The organism is Shewanella sp. SW1, from assembly GCF_025653545.1.
Taxonomy (GTDB): domain Bacteria; phylum Pseudomonadota; class Gammaproteobacteria; order Enterobacterales; family Shewanellaceae; genus Shewanella; species Shewanella oncorhynchi.
In genome coordinates, this window is record NZ_JAKKSG010000001.1 from 214,192 (window position 1) to 233,454 (window position 19,263).

Annotated in this window: 17 protein-coding genes; 7 read left to right on the plus strand and 10 right to left on the minus strand. The window is 44.8% G+C overall.

Features of this window, described 5'->3' with window-relative positions; genetic code table 11:
* Nucleotides 1-45: 45 nt before the first annotated feature.
* The 3 genes from dnaG to rpsU form a co-directional block, all read right to left on the minus strand.
* Nucleotides 46-1,770, minus strand: a complete 1,725-nt coding sequence (gene dnaG / locus L5M71_RS01025; RefSeq protein WP_263205960.1) for a DNA primase — start codon at nt 1,768-1,770, stop codon at nt 46-48.
* Between the two features lie 83 nt (nt 1,771-1,853).
* Nucleotides 1,854-2,297 carry a GatB/YqeY domain-containing protein gene (locus L5M71_RS01030; protein ID WP_028760869.1) on the minus strand — a complete coding sequence of 148 codons (444 nt, stop codon included), beginning with the start codon at nt 2,295-2,297 and terminating at the stop codon, nt 1,854-1,856.
* Nucleotides 2,298-2,303: 6 nt separating this feature from the next.
* Entirely contained in the window at nt 2,304-2,519 is a 216-nt protein-coding gene (gene rpsU, locus L5M71_RS01035; RefSeq protein ID WP_006080725.1) for a 30S ribosomal protein S21, read from the minus strand.
* Between the two features lie 215 nt (nt 2,520-2,734).
* On the opposite strand from rpsU, the gene tsaD reads away from it, so the two are divergent.
* A complete protein-coding gene (gene tsaD / locus L5M71_RS01040; RefSeq protein ID WP_198573915.1) occupies nt 2,735-3,751 on the plus strand; it encodes a tRNA (adenosine(37)-N6)-threonylcarbamoyltransferase complex transferase subunit TsaD in 1,017 nt (338 codons plus the stop codon).
* Between the two features lie 83 nt (nt 3,752-3,834).
* On the opposite strand, the gene plsY is transcribed toward tsaD, so the two are convergent.
* Nucleotides 3,835-4,446: a glycerol-3-phosphate 1-O-acyltransferase PlsY gene (gene plsY, locus L5M71_RS01045; protein WP_028760867.1), complete on the minus strand. Its 612-nt coding sequence runs from the start codon at nt 4,444-4,446 to the stop codon at nt 3,835-3,837.
* A gap of 268 nt (nt 4,447-4,714) precedes the next feature.
* On the opposite strand from plsY, the gene folB reads away from it, so the two are divergent.
* From folB to L5M71_RS01065, 4 genes are all read left to right on the plus strand, one after another.
* Nucleotides 4,715-5,065, plus strand: a complete 351-nt coding sequence (folB, locus tag L5M71_RS01050) for a dihydroneopterin aldolase (RefSeq protein WP_263205962.1) — start codon at nt 4,715-4,717, stop codon at nt 5,063-5,065.
* A 68-nt stretch (nt 5,066-5,133) separates the two neighbouring features.
* Entirely contained in the window at nt 5,134-5,637 is a 504-nt protein-coding gene (gene folK / locus L5M71_RS01055) for a 2-amino-4-hydroxy-6-hydroxymethyldihydropteridine diphosphokinase (RefSeq protein WP_219250069.1), read from the plus strand.
* Between the two features lie 18 nt (nt 5,638-5,655).
* Nucleotides 5,656-6,456, plus strand: a complete 801-nt coding sequence (locus L5M71_RS01060) for an undecaprenyl-diphosphate phosphatase (protein WP_113940688.1) — start codon at nt 5,656-5,658, stop codon at nt 6,454-6,456.
* Nucleotides 6,457-6,574: 118 nt separating this feature from the next.
* Nucleotides 6,575-7,417, plus strand: a complete 843-nt coding sequence (locus L5M71_RS01065) for a putative RNA methyltransferase (RefSeq protein ID WP_263211164.1) — start codon at nt 6,575-6,577, stop codon at nt 7,415-7,417.
* A gap of 622 nt (nt 7,418-8,039) precedes the next feature.
* Here the strand turns inward: L5M71_RS01065 and L5M71_RS01070 are convergent.
* Nucleotides 8,040-8,306, minus strand: a complete 267-nt coding sequence (locus L5M71_RS01070; protein WP_006080732.1) for an Lpp/OprI family alanine-zipper lipoprotein — start codon at nt 8,304-8,306, stop codon at nt 8,040-8,042.
* A 233-nt stretch (nt 8,307-8,539) separates the two neighbouring features.
* Entirely contained in the window at nt 8,540-9,790 is a 1,251-nt protein-coding gene (locus L5M71_RS01075; protein WP_113940686.1) for a multifunctional CCA addition/repair protein, read from the minus strand.
* A gap of 178 nt (nt 9,791-9,968) precedes the next feature.
* On the opposite strand from L5M71_RS01075, the gene L5M71_RS01080 reads away from it, so the two are divergent.
* Together L5M71_RS01080 and L5M71_RS01085 are read left to right on the plus strand one after the other, a co-directional pair.
* Entirely contained in the window at nt 9,969-11,642 is a 1,674-nt protein-coding gene (locus tag L5M71_RS01080; RefSeq protein WP_263140543.1) for an ExeA family protein, read from the plus strand.
* A complete protein-coding gene (locus L5M71_RS01085; protein WP_263205971.1) occupies nt 11,642-12,724 on the plus strand; it encodes a general secretion pathway protein GspB in 1,083 nt (360 codons plus the stop codon). Before L5M71_RS01080 ends, L5M71_RS01085 begins: the two co-directional genes overlap by 1 nt.
* Nucleotides 12,725-12,832: 108 nt before the next feature.
* Here the strand turns inward: L5M71_RS01085 and nhaD are convergent, their stop codons facing one another.
* The 4 genes from nhaD to L5M71_RS01105 form a co-directional block, all read right to left on the minus strand.
* On the minus strand, nt 12,833-14,080 hold the full coding sequence (gene nhaD / locus L5M71_RS01090; protein WP_028760859.1) for a sodium:proton antiporter NhaD: 1,248 nt from the start codon (nt 14,078-14,080) through the stop codon (nt 12,833-12,835).
* 799 nt (nt 14,081-14,879) lie between these two features.
* Nucleotides 14,880-16,172, minus strand: coding sequence for a glutamate-1-semialdehyde 2,1-aminomutase (hemL, locus tag L5M71_RS01095; protein WP_263146046.1), 1,293 nt, complete (start codon nt 16,170-16,172; stop codon nt 14,880-14,882).
* A gap of 26 nt (nt 16,173-16,198) precedes the next feature.
* Nucleotides 16,199-17,218, minus strand: coding sequence for an aspartate carbamoyltransferase (locus L5M71_RS01100; RefSeq protein WP_106649824.1), 1,020 nt, complete (start codon nt 17,216-17,218; stop codon nt 16,199-16,201).
* Between the two features lie 263 nt (nt 17,219-17,481).
* Nucleotides 17,482-19,206, minus strand: coding sequence for a chloride channel protein (locus L5M71_RS01105; protein ID WP_263205976.1), 1,725 nt, complete (start codon nt 19,204-19,206; stop codon nt 17,482-17,484).
* Nucleotides 19,207-19,263 lie beyond the last annotated feature (57 nt).

Genomic DNA, 19,263 nt, shown 5'->3' on the forward strand with positions numbered 1-19,263 from the left:
ATATCTGTGCTAGTCACTGGGGTAGCGAATGAGGACATTTTTGCCTCAGTTTAACCCTTTCATGACTGAGATCAGCTTCGAGAGCTGCATCTTCTCTTCTTTTGTATGAGTCTGCTTTAGACTCAATTCCTGATATCGTTGTTCAATATATTGATTGTTCAACCAAACCAGGGTTTGTTTAAACTTTTCGAGCAAGTTTTCATCCGCCACTTGATGGTCCCATTGGGCCAATTTATGGAGAGTGCCGTTGTAGGGGTGCTCTCGGAATTGTTCAAGTAGTTGTGCGCTGTTTAACGTTTGCTCTCGAGTCATCTCCAATAACAGTGGCAGCAATTCTATGCCTGGCATCTGCAAGTGGGCGAGTGCGGGTTGTGGGGGTAAACCCATACCCAGTTTTGGATGTTGTACTAGCAGTGCGATGGCGAGTCGCAATGGTGTACCGCGTCCTTTTAATCCTTTACTTGCCATTGGTTTAGCTTGTTTCACGCTAAAGCCTAGCTTCTTTTTCATATCTTCTGAGCTGTTCATTCCTAACTTGTGAGCTAAGTTCTCAAGTAGTAAATTTTGCAGCACAGTGTCTTGAATTTTTTCAATTAAGATAAAAGCTTGTTTTGCTAAGTTGCCTTTATCTGTACCGTATTTTGTCGCTAACGTGTCAAATAGAAACTCGGGTAGTGCAATGGCAGAGTCCATTAAGGTTTCAAATGCATCTTTACCAATTTTACGTACCATAGAATCAGGATCTTCGGCCTGAGGCAGGAACATAAATCGCACTTGATCGCCCGGCTTTAATAATGGCAATGCCGTTTCTAAGGCGCGCCATGCCGCTTCAGTACCTGCTCTGTCGCCGTCGTAACAGCAAATCACTTCTTTAGCGCTGCGCAGCAAAAGCTGAAATTGCTCTGCTGTGGTTGAGGTGCCTAATGATGCGACAGCATAATCGACGCCAAATTGCGCCAATGCCACCACATCCATATAGCCTTCAACGATCAGTACTTTGTCTGGATCGCGATAGCGCTGCTTTAGTTCATAGAGACCATAAAGCTCATTGCCCTTATGAAATATGGGCGTTTCTGGAGAATTCAAGTATTTGGGTGTGCCATCACCTAAAACTCTGCCACCAAAACCAATGACTCGTCCGCGCCTGTCGCGGATAGGAAACATGAGGCGGTCACGAAATCTGTCGTAACGTTTCCCACTGTCGTTGCTAATTAACATACCCGCAGTCAGTAACTTATCCTGCGCATCTTGATTCTGACGATAGCGGCCCAATAAGCCATCCCAACCGTCTGGCGCAAAGCCAATACCAAAATGTTCTACTACATCATCGGATAAACCGCGATAGGCAAGATAATCGATAACTTTTTGTTTATCTTGGTGTTGTCTAAGTTGGTTTTGAAAGTAAAGGCTCGCTTCTTCCATGAGTTGATATAAGTCACGACTTAAACCGTCATCATGTCGCTTGCCTGTGCCTTGTTCTCTGGGAACCTCTAATCCAAGCTGGCCCGCCAAATCTTCAATGGCATCAATAAAATCGAGTCGGTCATATTCCATCATAAAATCGATGGCGTTGCCGTGAGCACCGCAGCCAAAGCAATGATAGAACTGTTTATCACGGCTGACGGTAAACGAAGGTGATTTTTCGCTATGAAAAGGACAACAGGCCGAGTAGTTCTTACCCGCCTTTTTCAAGGGCACCTTACGATCGATAAGTTCGACTATGTCAGTGCGAGCGATTAGCTCATTGATAAAATCACGAGGTATTGCCATTGAGTGCTTAAAATCCCGCCTTGCGCGAATTTAAACAAACAAGCCGCGCATAGGCACGGCTTGTTCATACAGTGAAACGCTAATTATTGCAATTTAGCACGGATCATAGCGCCGATAGCGCCCATGTCTGCACGTCCTTGCACTTTAGATTTCAATGCTCCCATTACTTTGCCCATATCCGCCATGGCGGATGCACCTACTTCTACAATAGTTGCATCGATGAGCGCCGCGATTTCCGCCTCTGTAAGAGGGGTAGGCAGGAAAGCTTCAATAACTTGAATCTCTGCTGCTTCCACGTCGGCCAACTCGTTACGACCCGCTGCTTCAAATTGAGCAATCGAGTCACGACGTTGTTTCACCATTTTGGTTAAGACCGCTATAACCTGTTCATCAGTCAGAGATTCGCGGGTATCCACTTCAATCTGTTTGATGGCGGCTAATGCCATACGAATAGTGCTCAAGCGCGCCTTCTCTTTGGCGATCATGGCCTGTTTCATATGGTCTTTTAGCTGATCAATTAGGCTCATATGAGATTAATATAAACGTACGCGACGTGCGTTTTCGCGAGAAAGCTTCTTAGCTAAACGTTTAACTGCAGCTGCTTTTGCGCGCTTACGTGCAGTAGTTGGCTTCTCGTAGAATTCACGAGCACGCACGTCGGCTAAAATACCAGCTTTTTCACAAGAGCGCTTGAAACGACGCAGAGCTACGTCGAATGGTTCGTTTTCACGTACTTTAATAATTGGCATACGCCATCACCCCTTAGGTGTAGGTTGTTCTGGTTCAATTGCTCGAACCAAGTCTATTTAAAATGGTGCGGAATTTTATACCGAGACACCTAGGCTTGTAAAGCCCTAAAACTGAGCTCAGTCCTATAGTGGGCTCAATATGGCCTGCGCGACTGGAGTAATCGAGCGCTTGCAGGTAGAATTGGCGCCCTTTAGTTAGCAATTGATGAGACACCATGCGGGTTTTAGGTATTGAAACATCCTGTGACGAGACAGGTATCGCCGTCTATGACGATGAACTGGGCTTATTATCTCATACTTTATACAGTCAGGTTAAGCTGCATGCTGACTATGGTGGTGTGGTGCCTGAGTTGGCGTCACGTGACCATGTGCGCAAAATTGTGCCGCTTATTCGTCAAGCGCTGAAAGATGCGAATACTGAAATTGCTGATCTCGATGGGATTGCCTATACCAAGGGCCCAGGTTTGATTGGTGCTTTGCTTGTTGGCGCCTGTGTGGGGCGGTCACTGGCGTTTGCTTGGGACAAGCCTGCTATTGGTGTGCATCATATGGAAGGACATCTACTGGCGCCAATGCTTGAAGATGACGCGCCCGAGTTCCCCTTTGTGGCCTTATTGGTCTCTGGTGGCCATTCTATGTTGGTTAAAGTCGATGGAATTGGGCGCTATGAAGTATTAGGCGAGTCTGTTGATGATGCTGCGGGTGAAGCGTTTGATAAAACAGCTAAGTTAATGGGGCTGGATTATCCCGGCGGTCCGCGTTTAGCAAAGCTTGCTGCTAAAGGTTTACCTGCAGGGTATAAGTTTCCGCGGCCTATGACCGATAGACCTGGACTCGATTTTAGCTTTTCGGGTCTAAAAACCTTTACCGCTAATACCATTGCTGCCGAACCTAAGGATGAACAGACTCGTGCCAATATTGCGCGTGCTTTTGAAGAAGCTGTGGTTGATACGCTAGCGATTAAATGTCGCCGTGCACTGAAGCAAACAGGCTATAACCGCTTAGTGATCGCCGGTGGCGTGAGTGCTAATACGCGCTTAAGAGAAACCTTGGCTGAAATGATGAGCTCGCTTGGTGGGCAAGTATTTTATCCCCGTGGTGAGTTTTGTACCGATAACGGCGCCATGATTGCCTTTGCAGGATTGCAGCGTTTAAAGGCGGGGCAGCACGAAGATTTGGCGGTAAAAGGTCAGCCAAGATGGCCGTTAGATACCTTGCCACCTGTGGCATAAAACGCCTTTGATGTTGATAGTTTATGTTGAGACAAAAAAACTGCGCTTATAGCGCAGTTTTTTATTGGGATAATGTTGTCACATTAAGATTTTTTAGGCGTTTTTTTACGTGAAACTTTTGACTCTTCACCTTTAAGTAACCGTTGGATATTGTCTTTATGACGAATAATGATAAGCGTCGATAGCATGGCAACGGGAATGGTAAATCTGTCGTCTAACCACCAAGTATAAAGTGGTGCAAGTAAGGCCGTCAGAATGGCAGCAAGGGACGAGTAGCGGCTAATTAAGAGGAGGACAATCCAAGATGCCATTAAGCAAATGGCTAAATCATCGCCAATGGGAGCCATAGCACCAAAAGCTGTTGCGACACCTTTCCCCCCCTTAAATCCAAAAAATACGGGATAAATATGCCCAAGGCAGGCGGCGATAGCGATAAGTCCGAGTGAGACTGCATCTATGCCCATCAGATAGGCTAAATAAGATGGCAGGGCGCCTTTGAGCATGTCGAAAAACAACACCATGGCAGCCGAACTCGCGCCGCCAATTCGCAGTACATTGGTAGCTCCCGGATTACCTGAACCCTGTAATCTTGGATCGGGTAAACCCCTCATTCTACAAACCAGCACAGCACTCGAGATTGAACCAGCCAAATAGGCGGCCAAAATCATCAAAAGTGTCAGTGTTAATGGACTCACATTGGTTTCCTTACGCGTCTTAAGGTATTATCGCGCAACAATTTAAAAAGCTGACTCAGTTGCCAATCCCGCTATAGGTTTGTGGAATAACTCGCCCATTTGAGGTTGAGATATTTTCTGAATGAGCAAATCCTTTTAGGGCGTTATCCTACTGTGGATTGGCTCGAGTAGAAAGCAAATTAGTTATCTGTCAGAAGATTGCGGATTATACAGCTAGGATCGCTTTTAGCTTATCAGACCTCATAGTAGTAAGTTAGTTGGAGAAAGCATGGATAAAGTACTTATACGGCAATTACGCGTCGATACTGTGATTGGTGTCTATGAGTGGGAAAAGACAATCCATCAGAGTCTGTTGCTAGATTTAGATATGGCGTGGGATAACAAACTTGCCGCTGCGACAGACGATTATCAATATGCGCTTTGCTATGAGACAGTTTCCAATCGATTAACAGAACTTATTACTGAGTATCCAATCGAGTTAATCGAAACGGTTGCCGAGCGCGTAGCGGATTGCTTACTTCAAGAATTTAACGTGACTTGGGTGAAAGTTGTCGTGATGAAGCCGGGGGCAGTCGCTACTGCCGCGTCTGTTGGCGTTGAGATAGAGCGTTCACGTTAGATAAGAGTTTGATCAACTCGACTGTTGATTAAGAAATCATGTTTATCTTCAGATAAATTGGACATTGCATGGCACGTATTTATATCAGTCTAGGTAGCAATATCGAGCCTGAACAACATCTGCAAGCGGGATTAAAATCGCTGCGAGCGTGTTTTGGGCCGCTGCGCCTCTCTTCTATGTATGAAAGTGAAGCGGTAGGTTTTAGTGGCACTAACTTTCTGAATATGGTTGTTAGTGCTGAAACTGACCTTAATATTGCTGCGGTAGTTGCGCAGTTTAAGCAAATCGAGCAGAATCACGGCCGGCTTGTCGGGGCGAAGAAATTTAGCCCAAGAACTTTAGATTTAGACCTGCTGCTTTATGACCATGTGGTATGTGAAACGCCCGTTACGCTCCCCCGTGCAGAGATAGTTAATAATGCCTTTGTGTTATGGCCATTAGCCGAGTTAGCGCCGGAATTGATTCATCCGTTGGTTGATAAAAGCTATGCCAGTTTGTGGCAAGAGTATGATAAAGAGTCACAGCGACTTTGGCCTGTGATGTTTGAATGGCCCCAAGGGCTGACGTTTTAATTTATTGATAGGATTGTCATGGATACGTTTCAGGTCATTATTTTAGCGCTTATTCAAGGGCTAACTGAGTTTTTGCCTATTTCTAGTTCAGCCCACTTAATTCTGCCTGCTCAGCTTTTAGGCTGGGAAGATCAAGGTTTGTCATTCGACGTGGCGGTGAATACGGGGTCGTTATTTGCTGTGGTGATTTATTTTAGACACGAGTTATGGACTATGTTTAATGCTTGGGTTGCAAGCATTTTTAAAGGTCAGCAATCCGAAGACAGCAAGCTGGCATGGTGGATTATTCTGGCGACGTTACCCGCTGTATTTTTTGGTTTTATGGCTAAGGATTTTATTGCAACTCACCTACGTAATACAGAGGTTATCGCGGTCACGACAGTCGTTTTTGGTTTATTATTGTGGTGGGCTGATAAGATGTCGCGCCGCGATTTAACAATCTATCAGACTGGATGGCGCAAAGCCTTGTTAATTGGTTTCGCGCAGGCGCTTGCTTTAATCCCTGGGACTTCACGTTCTGGTGCCACTATGACAGCGGCGCTAATGCTAGGTTTGAGTCGAGATGCTGCGGCTCGCTTTTCATTCTTAATGTCAGTGCCTGTGAGCTTAGGCGCGGCAATTTTAGTCGGTAAAGATTTAGCGGAAAGCGCGCTGCCAATTGATTATCAAGCATTGATCTTAGGCACTTTTATTTCCTTTGTTGCAGCTTATGCATGTATTCATTATTTCTTGAAAATCATCAGCCGCATGGGAATGACCCCGTTTGTTATTTACCGTTTGGCACTGGGAGCTGTGTTGTGTGGATTTATTTTTTTGTAGTCATTCCAGTTTAGTCATCATAGTGAAATTATGAATAATAGAATCGGGTCAAGTACCCGATTTTTGTTTTTGGAGCTTCCTCATTTTTCTGAAGCTTAACTTATTTTTGGAGCTTTATATGGGTCTCGAATATCAGTGTCCAACCTGCGGACTTGCGTTAAAACAACACAAAGCCTCCCAAGGTTTTTATTGTGCAAATAAGCATCATTTTGATCGAAATGAGCAAGGTTATTGGGTTTTTACTAAACCACAACGCCAAAAGCCGACAGGGGATTCGCGCGAGCAAGTTAGGGCTAAGCGTTTTCTTCTCGAATCAGGCATCTTTTCGCCTTTAATCGATAAATTGGCTGAGATAATCACCGGCTCTATCAAGCCTGACGCTTGTTTATTGGATTATGAATGCGCTGAGGGCTTCTATTTGCGTGCTTTAGCCTCCAAGTTGGCAGAGGTCGAAAATCCGCGAAACGTCCAGTACGTGGGTGTAGCGGACGCAGAAAATGCTATTTTTGCTGCAGCAAAAGCGCAGACTCCTGGGATCTTGTGTTTAAGCTCTTCTAAAAAATTACCCTTTGCCGATAATTGTGTGGATTTTATTACTGTTATTGATAGGCCGTTAAAGGGAAAAGAGTCTGTCAGGGTATTGAAAGACGATGGGACCATGTTACTGGTTATGCCTGGGCCACGACATCTATGGCAACTCAGAGAATATATTTATTCCGACTTGGCTGAAAAACCTTTCCAAGTGAATTTACCCTCAGCATTATTGGTAAAAGAAACTCAGTCACTGCGCTTTACTTTATCAGTTACAGGTGAACAGGCATTAACGTTATTGGATATGGCACCCTATGCGTGGCGTGCAACTGACAAGATGAAACACGATATTCAAGCTAATCATTTTGAGTTGCTAGAAATTGACTATGTATTAGTCTTAGTACATAAAGGCGTGAGTGAATCGCTATAGGTTAAAACTTGCAGTCGATGCGGTTAATTTTAAGACAATTCATAGGCTTAGTTAGATGTTTTTTTGATGTTTTAAAAGGCTATATTACTCAAGTCTATGATTCTGCTTGACGTTTTTATGTTGTTTTTATGTTGGATAGGCTGAAGGTGTTATTATTTTTAACTTTAGGCCTATTTGTTCAGTGACAAATACAACCTTCTTATTGCCTTTGTTTCCCATATAGCCTCGATTTTTTTATCTATAGCTGTGCTTTAAATTAATAGCTTTCATTTCCCATAAATACATTTTTTATGATAAATGAGGCTGATTGTTAGGGATGCTTAAAAACGCAAACGAGAAGTTTAGATTAATAATGCGACTTTATTTAAAAGAGGGATAGCACTCGTTTATACAGAAGTATGCCAAGGCTAACTTTTAGGGGGGAGGTAGGCGAATCGCCTTTAACATGCCTTTGGAAGTTTAAAATCAATTTAGCGATTTTGTATTGCCGCACTCGCTATTCTTTGCATGGCAATCTTGAATTGCAGGCATAAAAAAAGGCTTAGATTGATGTGCTTATCGCTTTCATCTTTCTTAAGCCTTTTGTCTTAACTTACTAAATAGTAAGCTAAATTACCTTTCATTACTTCTTGTAACGAGAAGCAACGTTGTCTAAACGGTCGTTTGCGCGTTTAGCTTCTGCTTGTGCGTCCATAGATGCTGCTTTTGCATCTTTAACGTCTGCAGACAGTTTGCTTTGCTCTGATTTCAGAGAACCAACATCAGCTGACAATTGATCAACTTTGTTGCCCAGAGTTGCAACGCTTTCTTCCAGAGCAGTAGTGTTCGCGCAACCACCTAGTAGGGCAGTCATTGCTAAACCAGCAATCATCAGTACTTTTTTGTTCATTGTAAAAAATCCCTTAAAATAGGTTGGATTTGAATGTTTCGTTACTTTGTAAGCGAAACTGCCTAATTATGACATAGCTATTTTAATTTGCTACGAATATTAATGTGTTTAACCACTATAGGCATATAAATTTTTTTTAAAAGCTTTTTTTCTATGTGATATCGACATTTCTAATCGTAAAAAGGGGCATTATTCACCATGCAGTGATGCACGACTTACAAATCCTTTACAAATTACTGGTTGTCCATCGGCAGTTTTGTTTGCATTTTTTGTTTAAACTGACTGACGGCTTCAACTCGATGTAAATTTAAGGCTTGTTTTATCTCTGCGCCTTGGAAACCAGTGGCAATGATGGCGGCAATATCGACATTATTGGCGACAGTGAAGCACTGAGTTAAATACTCTCCCTGAGGATATGGGATGTTTTCAAATCCTGTGCGGCCGCGCATATCTGCGGTGCAAGCTAATATAAGTTGCGTTAAGCGCTCTGGTTTACGCCAAAAGTCAGCTTTATCGAATATTTTAACGATAGTTTCGGCTCTGAGCTCGAATGCCTGATGGACGTTCTGATGTTGGTCGCTGACGAGCAACGCCAGATCGCGTGCCTCATTCGGTACTCGTAAACGTGTACAGAGGGCTTTTATGAGTAGCAAGCCTTTCTGGCCGTGGCCGTGATGCTTTGGTAAATGCTCTTTTGGGCTCAGTGCTTTGCCCAAATCATGTACTAGGGCGGCAAACCGAACGCTTTTATCTCCAGTGAGCAGTGCGGCTTGAGCGAGCACCATTAAGGTATGCACGCCAGTATCTATTTCAGGATGCCATTTTTCAGGTTGAGGTATGCCAAATAAGGCGTGAATTTCAGGGAATAGGACTTCGAGTGCGCCACATTGGTGCAGTACCTCAAAAAAGACTTCTGGGTGAGGTCCGCCTAAACTTTTATCAACCTCTTGCCAAACTCGCTCCGCCGTTAAAGCGCTAAGCTCATCGCTTGCGCTAATTTGACGCATCAGTGCCAGGGTTTCTGCAGCAATTTGAAATCCTAAGGCATGAAACCTTGCGGCAAAGCGGGCGACGCGTAACACTCGCAGTGGATCTTCAACGAAAGCATCCGACACATGGCGTAACAGGCGCGCGTTAATATCCTCAATACCATTAAAAGGATCATATAAGTTGCCCTTTTCATCTTGGGCGATCGCATTAATGGTTAGATCTCGGCGCAACAAATCTTGCTCTAAAGTCACATCAGGGCTGGCGTGGCAGCTAAAACCACCATAACCCAGACCAATTTTTCGTTCGGTTCGGGCTAAAGCATATTCTTGTTGATTTTTGGGGTGTAGAAATACGGGGAAATCTTTACCCACTTGGCGGTAACCCTGTTGCAGCATTTGTTCTGGTGTTGCTCCAACGACGAGGTAATCTTTATCTTTAATGGGAAGATTGAGCAGGCTGTCACGTACAGCACCGCCGACGAGATATATTTTCACAGGCAAGATTCGGCTAATGTGTCATGAACATAGCTTATCACGCTCATTAAGATGATGGATAAAGTCGTCGCGAGATATTTGCGCACTTATCTGTCACATTGATGTTGCAGATATTTTGACAATAACATTGGGACGCTTTAACGTGGGGCGTTATTTTTAAATTAGGATGATTGGTGGTATGTACAAGGCCTTTTATGGACTCAGCGATAACCCTTTTTCAATTGCACCCAATCCCCATTATTTATTTCTGAGTGATAGGCACAGAGAGGCGTTAGCCCATTTAACCTATGGGTTAGGGGAAACGGGCGGCTTTGTGTTGTTAACAGGGGAAGTCGGTACGGGTAAAACAACAGTATCTCGTTGTTTGCTTGGGCAATTGCCCGACAATACCGATACTGCTTTTATCCTTAATCCGTCGTTAACTGAGCTTGAATTACTCGCAACGCTTTGTGATGAGCTTAAGATTTCCTACGGCGATAATCCTACACTCAAGCAATTGACTGATCACTTGAGCCGTTTTTTATTGGCGAATCACAGCAAAGGTCGTAATACCGTGCTCATTATCGATGAAGCACAGCATTTACGTCCTGAGGTGCTGGAGCAATTGCGTCTTCTGACTAATTTGGAGACGGACACTAAGAAGTTACTGCAGGTGATTTTAATCGGTCAGCCGGAATTACAGCTGTTATTGAAGCGCCAAGAATTGCGTCAGTTAGCCCAGCGGATCACGGCTCGTTATCATTTATTGCCGCTCAATGAAGATGAAATCGCCCTCTATGTGCTGCATCGTTTGCAAGTGGCTGGGCGGTTTGAGCCTTTATTCACCCGTAAAGCCGTTAACGTTTTGCAGAAATACAGCGGCGGCATCCCTCGATTAATTAACCTTTTATGTGAACGTTCACTGATGGCAGGCTATGCACAATCGCGGGTGCCCATCGATCATCATATGGTGCGGCAAGCCGCGGCTGAAGTATTAGGTGAAGAAGAACCGACTCAAAATAGGTATCTGTGGCCGACAGCAACCGCAGCGGCGTTATGTGTTGCGTTTGGTGTGTCTTATTGGTTATTTACTGATAAGTCAGTCAATACGGCGCCAGCGTCCAATTTGGTTACTGAGTCTGTGCCAACAAATGTGGCGTCATTAAATGCTCAAACCTTGGGTGGTGAAGGCGTCGCTGATAAGTCAGTAAAACCGACTAATCAACCAAGCGGTCAGACTTCCATTCCCGATCCAAATCAACGTCTGTTAAACGAGGCGATTAATCAGAGTCGCAATATCGATACTGCTTTTGCAGGTTTGTTTAGCGTGTGGGGCAAAGTGCCCTATAAAGGCTTGACGGCTTGCCAATCGGCGGTTGAGCAAGGATTAGCTTGCTATCAACAGCAGGGTAACTGGATGTCACTGACTCGGCTTAATTATCCGGCTGTCGTGTATTTGGTTGATGACAAGCAACAAGATTTTTATGGTGCTGTGCTTGCGGTAGAGGGGGAACAATTACTGATGCAACTGGGTGAGCAACAACTTTGGGTTGATAGAGCTTGGTTTAATCAACATTTCAGTGGCACCTTCGAAATATTATGGCAAGCACCTAATTTGCCTATGATGGATATCAGTCAAAAATCGAGTCCTGGTCAATTACAGTGGTTAGAGAATGCGTTAGCCCATGTGAATGGTCGTAGCCCCCGTCGGGTTAATCAATTTGATGTGCAATTGGAAAATGATCTTAAAACCTTCCAAAGTCAGCACGGATTAAAAGCCGATGGTATTGCAGGGAATCAAACATTAGTGAGATTAAATTTGTATTTAAGTCAGCAAGGCCCACGGTTAACTGATGATGGGGCGCGCAGCTGATGTCCATTTTACTCGATGCCGTAACCCGCAATAAACAACAGCAACAATCACCGTTACCTGATGCTGTGATGACGCCAAGGGCGAATTATCCACAGCCTCGTAAATCGGGTGTGCCGATAGGAAAACTGTCTATATTAGTCGTTGCAGTTGCCGCAGGAATTGGTGTGGCTTGGGGATTAAGCGTTTGGGATAAAACTCGACCTCCCCAAAGTGATACTGTGGCAGTGGCTAATGTACTGCCATCAATTTCATCATTGCCAGCTTCGACTGCGATTAAAAATGAGCTTCAGTCTACGGTAGGAGCTGCCTCTGAGCTCCAAGTTGAGCCCAGTGCTGCTTCAGGTGTTCGGCTTGCTGGGAAAGTGGCGCTTCCTCGGACGCAGACTTTACCCGAGCTAACGGTATCGCCGCAATTTCAGGCTGAGACTGTAGTATCAAATGCGCCTCAAATGAATGCTAGCGCGAATATAACGACAAATTCTGTTGGCATGCCGGCTCAAAGTGATAGCAATTCGGGTTTTAGTGATTCAAGCTACGCAGATTATATGTCGACGTCAGCCCAAGTCGATGCTGCAATTCAGGAAGCGGTTGTGCCAGCAGAGACGCAAGCACAGCAGCCTATGATGTTAGGTGCTAATGCCAATGAGTCGGGTCTAGCGAGTCTTGAAGCCCTGCGTCAGCAAGTCAGTGCCGCGGCGGAAGATGTCGGTTTAGAGACCAATAAAAGTCGCGATGAAGATAAGTTAGTGGCTTCCTTTCAAAATGCATTAAAGGATGTGGAATATGTTAATGCTGCAGAGACGAATATCACTGAAGCTAAATTAGATCCTATCCCCAAAACTGCTGTGGATGAAATTCCGAAATACGGCCAATTACCTGCAGGTCTGCAATTACAAGTGCCTGAATTTAATATCGTTGCTCATGTTTATTCCAGCGACCCTGCCCAGAGATGGCTGAATGTAGACGGTGCCGAGTTACAAGAAGGGGATATGATTGCTGGTAAGCTGAAAATCATCTCTATTCGTCCAAGGGACATAGTGTTAGATATTCAAGGAACCCAGTTTAAGGTGCCCGCAATCTAATCAGGTATTACGATAAGTCCTGCTAGCGGTTATTTGTGGTAACAATGAATAAGTAGTTGATAAAAAAAGGCGCACTAGGCGCCTTTTTTGATCTCAGCTAATCTCAACTTAATCAAACAGTCTGTTGGCTAAGAATAGGGTCAGTGCGTAACCGACGCTGTAGCAGAGGAAAAGTGCAGGAACATATTTCAAGTAACTCACAAAAGTCAGTTCTTTCACTTTACTCATGGCTACAATACCTGATGCCGAACCGATAATCAGCAGTGAACCACCGACTCCGACGCTGTAAGTCAAGCCAAGCCATTCAGGAGTACTCAGCACTGGATTGGCTTTTAACAATGCCGCTGTTAGCGGTACGTTATCAATTAAGGCTGAGCCCATACCCGTGACGAAGTTAGAGATGTTTGGATTAAACTGAGTATAAGCTTCAGTCAACATGTCTAAGGTGCCAATTTCTTTAAGCATACCAACGAGCAGTAAAATACCTAAGAAGAACAACAGGGTGTCATATTCAACTTGGCGAATATACTCTAGGATCTTGATTTCTTCTTTATCACTGCGCGTGGTATGGCCAATCAGGAACATAATTGATAGACCCGTTAAGAAGGTTAACACCGGCGGTATACCAAACAATATGTTGAGTAGCATGGTCATTAAAATGGTGCAGAAGAAGACGAGGGCAATCAATACATCAACGGTTTGATAAGTATGTTTGATTGGCGTCGTGCTCACAACACCTTCGGCTTTGAGTGAGAATAGGGTTGCCAGTAAAATCACGCTGACGGCTGAAGGGATAAACAACATCAATAGTTCAGACATATGCACATGTCCAGCTAAGAAGATCATCAGTGTCGTCACATCGCCAGTGATCAGGGCCACACCGCCTGAGTTCACCGCGAAGATAATCAACACTGCCATTCTACGGCGCATTTGCTTGTCGAGTTTAAAGGTGGTTAATAAACCTAAAGACACTAAAGTCGCGGTGACGTTATCACAAAATGCTGAGAGCACGAGTGCAAACAGGGCAACTTGGATCATTAACATACGCACTGATACTTTCTGCGGAAACAGCTTTTGCACCATGATTTGGATCATACCCTTAGCATTCAAATATGCTACGAAGGTCATGGTCGACATCAGAAAGAGCCAAAGTGTGGCAATCTCGAGCAAATTTTCATTGAGCTGATGGGCAACGATTTTCTCATTAGCCGGTTCCCCTGCAGCCATAAACAGCGCTACCCAAGAGATACAACCAAAGAATAAGGTGGTTTTTGCTTTATTAAGGTGGGTCACTTCTTCGAAAATAATACTGAGCAATGCGAGCACGGCCAGTAAGATGAGAAAGGTATTTAACATAACTGCAATTCCAACTGCTGTTTTGATGTCGTAGGGCGACTTGAGTCAACCTAAAGATTGGGCATATCAAGGCTAAATTAAGCTAGCCGTGTTAGCGCGTGCGGATCAGAACATAATGGGCTAGAGAACGCAACTGTTAGCTGTAACTCAATTTAATGCTTCTTTGTGATGTCTATCTCATGCTTTTGGGTTGCTAATTAGTTTTATATATTGGTTTTTGTGATTATTACAGCGTTATTAACTGTATTGTTTGATTTGATTACCGCGTTAAAAGTGAGATCTACGATTAAAGTCTAAGCAGTTAGTTTGCATATTCTTCAATTAATTTTTATTCAGGGCGATATTCCTGAATTGTCATGCCTATGTAGGCAGGCATTTTTAATGCTTACCTTTTGAATTAGTGCCCGCTCGGAAGTTGAGTGCTCTTAGCACTCAGTCCCGCAGAATTCTGCGTCTTGAGCTTGTTTGGGTATCAATACTGGATATTGTGTTTTTGAAGTAGAGGAAAATGACATTTATTATCCGGAATCTTTTGCTTTTAGGCTCACTCGTTTGGTTAACGTATTGTGGTAAGCAACTTATTGCGCTGGGCGTGATGGGTTGGCCTTAGCACGTTATTGAGCATATCCACTTGACCTTACAATTCATGGTGGCTGGGATAATATTTAAATCGGCTTTAGGTTCTAAAAAGTCTGATCGTTATTAAAGTGACACAAAGCTAACTAAATCGAATAAAAGCAAAGGGACGCATTGGCGTCCCTTTGTTATGTTTAAACGGCTTAAATACTAAAGCTTAGGCTTAGCTTGCCGCTTTCATGCTCGCCAATACGCGATCTGCCGCTTCTAAGGTTAAGCGCATCTCTTCTTCGCCATGGGCCATTGACAGGAAGCCTGCTTCATAGGCACTTGGCGCTAAGTAAACACCTTCATCTAGCATGCCGTGGTAGAAAATACGGAACTGTTCGATATTGCATTGGGTCACTTGATCGAAACGAGTGATCTTGGGTTGTTCCGTGAAGAAGAAACCGAACATACCACCAACATAGTTGATCGCCATTGGAATACCGTGCTTATCCGCAGCCGCTTTAAAGCCTTCTGCAATACGTTTGGTTTTCGCGCTCAGTGCTTCGTACAGACCTTCTTCACACAGGGCTTCCATTTGTGCCAGACCCGCTGACATCGCAATGGGGTTACCCGATAACGTACCCGCTTGGTAAACCGGACCCGTAGGGGCGATAAATTGCATCACATCTTTACGGCCACCGAAAGCCCCCACTGGCATACCGCCACCAATCACTTTACCGAGTGTGGTTAAGTCTGGTGTGACGCCGTAGTAACCTTGAGCGCCACTTAGTGATACGCGAAAACCTGTCATCACTTCATCGATAATCAACAGCGCGCCAAACTCATCACACATATCACGCAGGCCTTGAAGGAAACCTGGGACAGGTGGAATACAGTTCATGTTGCCAGCAACGGGCTCGATGATGATGCAAGAAATCTCAGTTGGATACTGCTCGAACAGGGTTCTTACAGAATCTAAGTCGTTATACACAGCCGTTAAGGTGTGTTTGGCGAAATCTTCTGGAATACCTGGTGAGCTAGGTTGACCTAAAGTTAGTGCGCCAGAACCCGCTTTCACTAATAGGCAATCTGCGTGGCCGTGGTAACAACCTTCAAATTTTAAGATCTTGTCACGATTGGTAAAACCGCGTGCCAAACGGATAGCACTCATAGTGGCTTCCGTGCCTGAACTCACCATGCGTACTTGCTCGATAGAAGGCACCATAGAGATGACTTTTTCGGCCATTTGCACTTCAAGCTCAGTTGGCGCACCAAAAGATAAGCCATTTTCTACCGCTGCTAATACCGCTGCACGGATTTTAGGATGGTTGTGGCCGAGGATCATCGGGCCCCAAGAACCGACATAGTCGATATAAGCTTTACCATCGGCATCGTAAATATAAGCGCCGTTAGCTTTTTCAATAAACAGGGGCGAACCGCCTACACCATTAAATGCACGAACCGGAGAGTTAACGCCGCCGGGGATGGTTTTTTTAGCCTGTTCAAATAGCGCTTCGGAACGGGTCATGTTTAGTCCTTAAAGTCTGTAGCCAATTAGCGATCGGCTTTACGTGAATACCAATTAACCGGACACTCATATTTTTCGAGTTGATGATCAACGCCGAGTGTCAATGCAAACAAAGCCATGCGAATTAACAGCCCATTATCCGCCTGTCTGAAGATGGCGAGATTGGGATGGCTGTTCAAATCATTATCTAACTCATTGGCTTGCGCACGTGAATCCCTTGGAAGCGGATGCATAATGACAGTGTTAGATTTGCAATGCTGAGTGTAAATACTGCGATTTAAGCGGAACTTGCCGCGATACTTATTTGCTTCTTCCTGTGAAGGGAAGCGTTCTTCTTGAATGCGAGTGAGATACAAAATATCTGCTTGATCTAAATGGCCTTCAAGCTGGTCGGTTATTTTGATGCTATGGCCAGCATTTTCAATGTCGGAGATCACATAATCAGGCATAGCTAATTCAGCAGGTGAAATCAGTGTGAAACTGATGTTCTTATACATGCAGAGTAAGCGCGACAGTGAATGCACTGTACGGCCAAATTTTAAGTCGCCGACCATAGCGATGTGCATGCCATCGATACCGCGGCCAGCACACTTGAGTTCTTTTTGGATAGTGTATAAGTCGAGCAAAGCTTGGGTCGGATGCTCGTTCGAACCATCGCCGCCGTTGATCACTGGGACGCGGCTGCCTTCAGCAAACTCTTTGACCGAGTAAGAGTCTGGATGGCGCATGGCAATGACATCAGAATAGGTGGATAACACCCGCGCCGTATCGTACAGGGATTCACCTTTAGATAAAGACGATGAAGCCATGCCTGTGGTTTCACGTACATGGCCGCCGAGCAAGTTAAAGGCACAACCAAAACTCACGCGGGTACGGGTACTAGGTTCGAAAAACAGGTTACCTAAAATGGCGCCATCGAGCACATTATTACGCTTCTCTCGAAGTGCATAGGGCATCATGCGGCTAGCGACATTAAAAATAGTTTGGATTGAGTCAAGATCTAACTGGTTTACGGAGAGGATATGGGATCCTTCGAACTGATTCATCAGCCTGTTTTCCAATTTGCTAGGGGGCATTTTAAGCTGCGGTATCGCGCTTATCTGCCCTGATGTTATGTAGGGTGGCTGAGGCGCGATTGTAGCAGAAACACTGGGGCAACGAAATAGCCACATTACCACTGTGTTAGATTTTTGCGATGAAGCCCAAAGCTTTTAATCTGCCGCCTCAGGTTTGGCATCAATATAAGATTCTGCATCACTATCAGATTTTAAATTGATATCAGGTTTTAAATCGATGTCATTAATTGGCACTAGGCTTGGCCTAAGCGAATTTCCTGTTGCAGGTTTGACCAACTGATCACCCCGACCACGTTATCGGGCGTATCTTGATAGATAAACACCTCACCGCTGCGCTTGGGTGACAAGAGTAAATAGGCTTCATTCAGAGTAGTGCTGTCGCTTAAGCCTTGCATGGGATGGCGTGATAGCGTGGTACTGTCATCGTAGGATTGCATTTCAAGGCTGAGCATTTCGATAACGCCATCGGCGTTACGCACTAACACAGGGCGACCTTCGGCGCGTTTAAGCACTTCGAGTAACAATTCATCGTTGTTATTGACGATAACAAAGCGTTTATCCATCAAGGCTCGCACACCTTTTTTCTGCAGGGCTAAATTTACTGGTGCAACTTTATAGCCTAGCCCCATGATTTCTAATTGCTTAAAGAAAATGGAGTCGGTCTTAAAACCCTGATAAGCAATTAAAAAAGCCGGAATTGTTACAAACATTGCCGGTAAAATAATGCTGGCATCATTAGTCATTTCTAGCAGGGCGACTAACGCCGCCAGCGGCGCGCTTAAACACACGCCCATCATGGCTGTCATGCCGATTACAGTGTAAAGCCCTACATAAGGGGCGATGGAGGGGAATAAGATAGCGCTGATCAGCGCCAAAATCGCCCCGAGCAGCGCGCCGATACCATAAAGTGGACCAATCAAACCACCGGGAATACCTAAGCCAATCGCCGCAATAGTGGCGATGGTTTTGGCAAATAACAGGGCGATTAACAGTAACAGGCTTGGATGTTGGCTAATGGCTTCGCTAATGGCGAGATCGCCCGTGCCAAGGGCTTGCGGCAACACGAGACCGATTAGTGTGGTGACACTGCCCGCCAGTAATAGTCGGTAAATCAGTGGCCAGTTTTGCCCCGTCGCGGTAACTTTTAAGAGTGAGTAATTAAACAGCGCCGCAGCGCAGCCTAATACTACGCCGCCGATGGCGAGAATAGGGTAGTGATCTAAGGGAATGTGGATCACTTGAATACGGTCAAATTCGTGCACATTACCAAACACTAATTGGCTTGAAACCGCGCCACAAATTGCGGAGAGCATAATCGGGAAAAAGTAATGGATTTTATATTCACGTACTATCACTTCGAGTACAAAAATCACCGCCGCCAAGGGCGCGTTAAAAGTGGCGGCAATCCCTGCTGCAATGCCACTGGCACACATGATGCGTACGCTATTATCGGGAAGATTGAATTTTTCAGCGAGAAAACTGGCGCTGACAGCACCCAGATGAATGGCAGGACCTTCACGGCCGACTGAGAAATTTGTGCCTAGGGCAAAGAGTGCTTGAAAAAATTGCCCAGCGGCGGATTGTAGGGGGATTTTACCATAATGCAGTTTAACTCTATGTAACACATAGGCTATTCCCATACGTTTGTAGCGTTTGGAGCCCAACTTCGCCACTATCCAAATTAATATTGCGCCTAAAAGGGGTAACAGGGCTCGCCAGTCGGCGACGTTCCCCGTAAAATCCAGCGCCTGTATTTGGGTGTAATGATTAGCCCAAACGAGCAAGAGTCGAAACAGTAAGATCACACAGGATGCAAAAATAGCAAATAACAGTGCCAGTATGCACAGCTGTGCACTGATGCGGGCTTGAGATAAATGGTCACGTAGCTCATTGGTTAAATACTTTTTGGCTGTGACTATGGCATGTTGGATAGCGACTTTATTTATCGTTAATTGCACTACATTGGCCTGAGTTGTATTGTATCGAACTCGTTCTTGAGTTGATTGTATTTTATA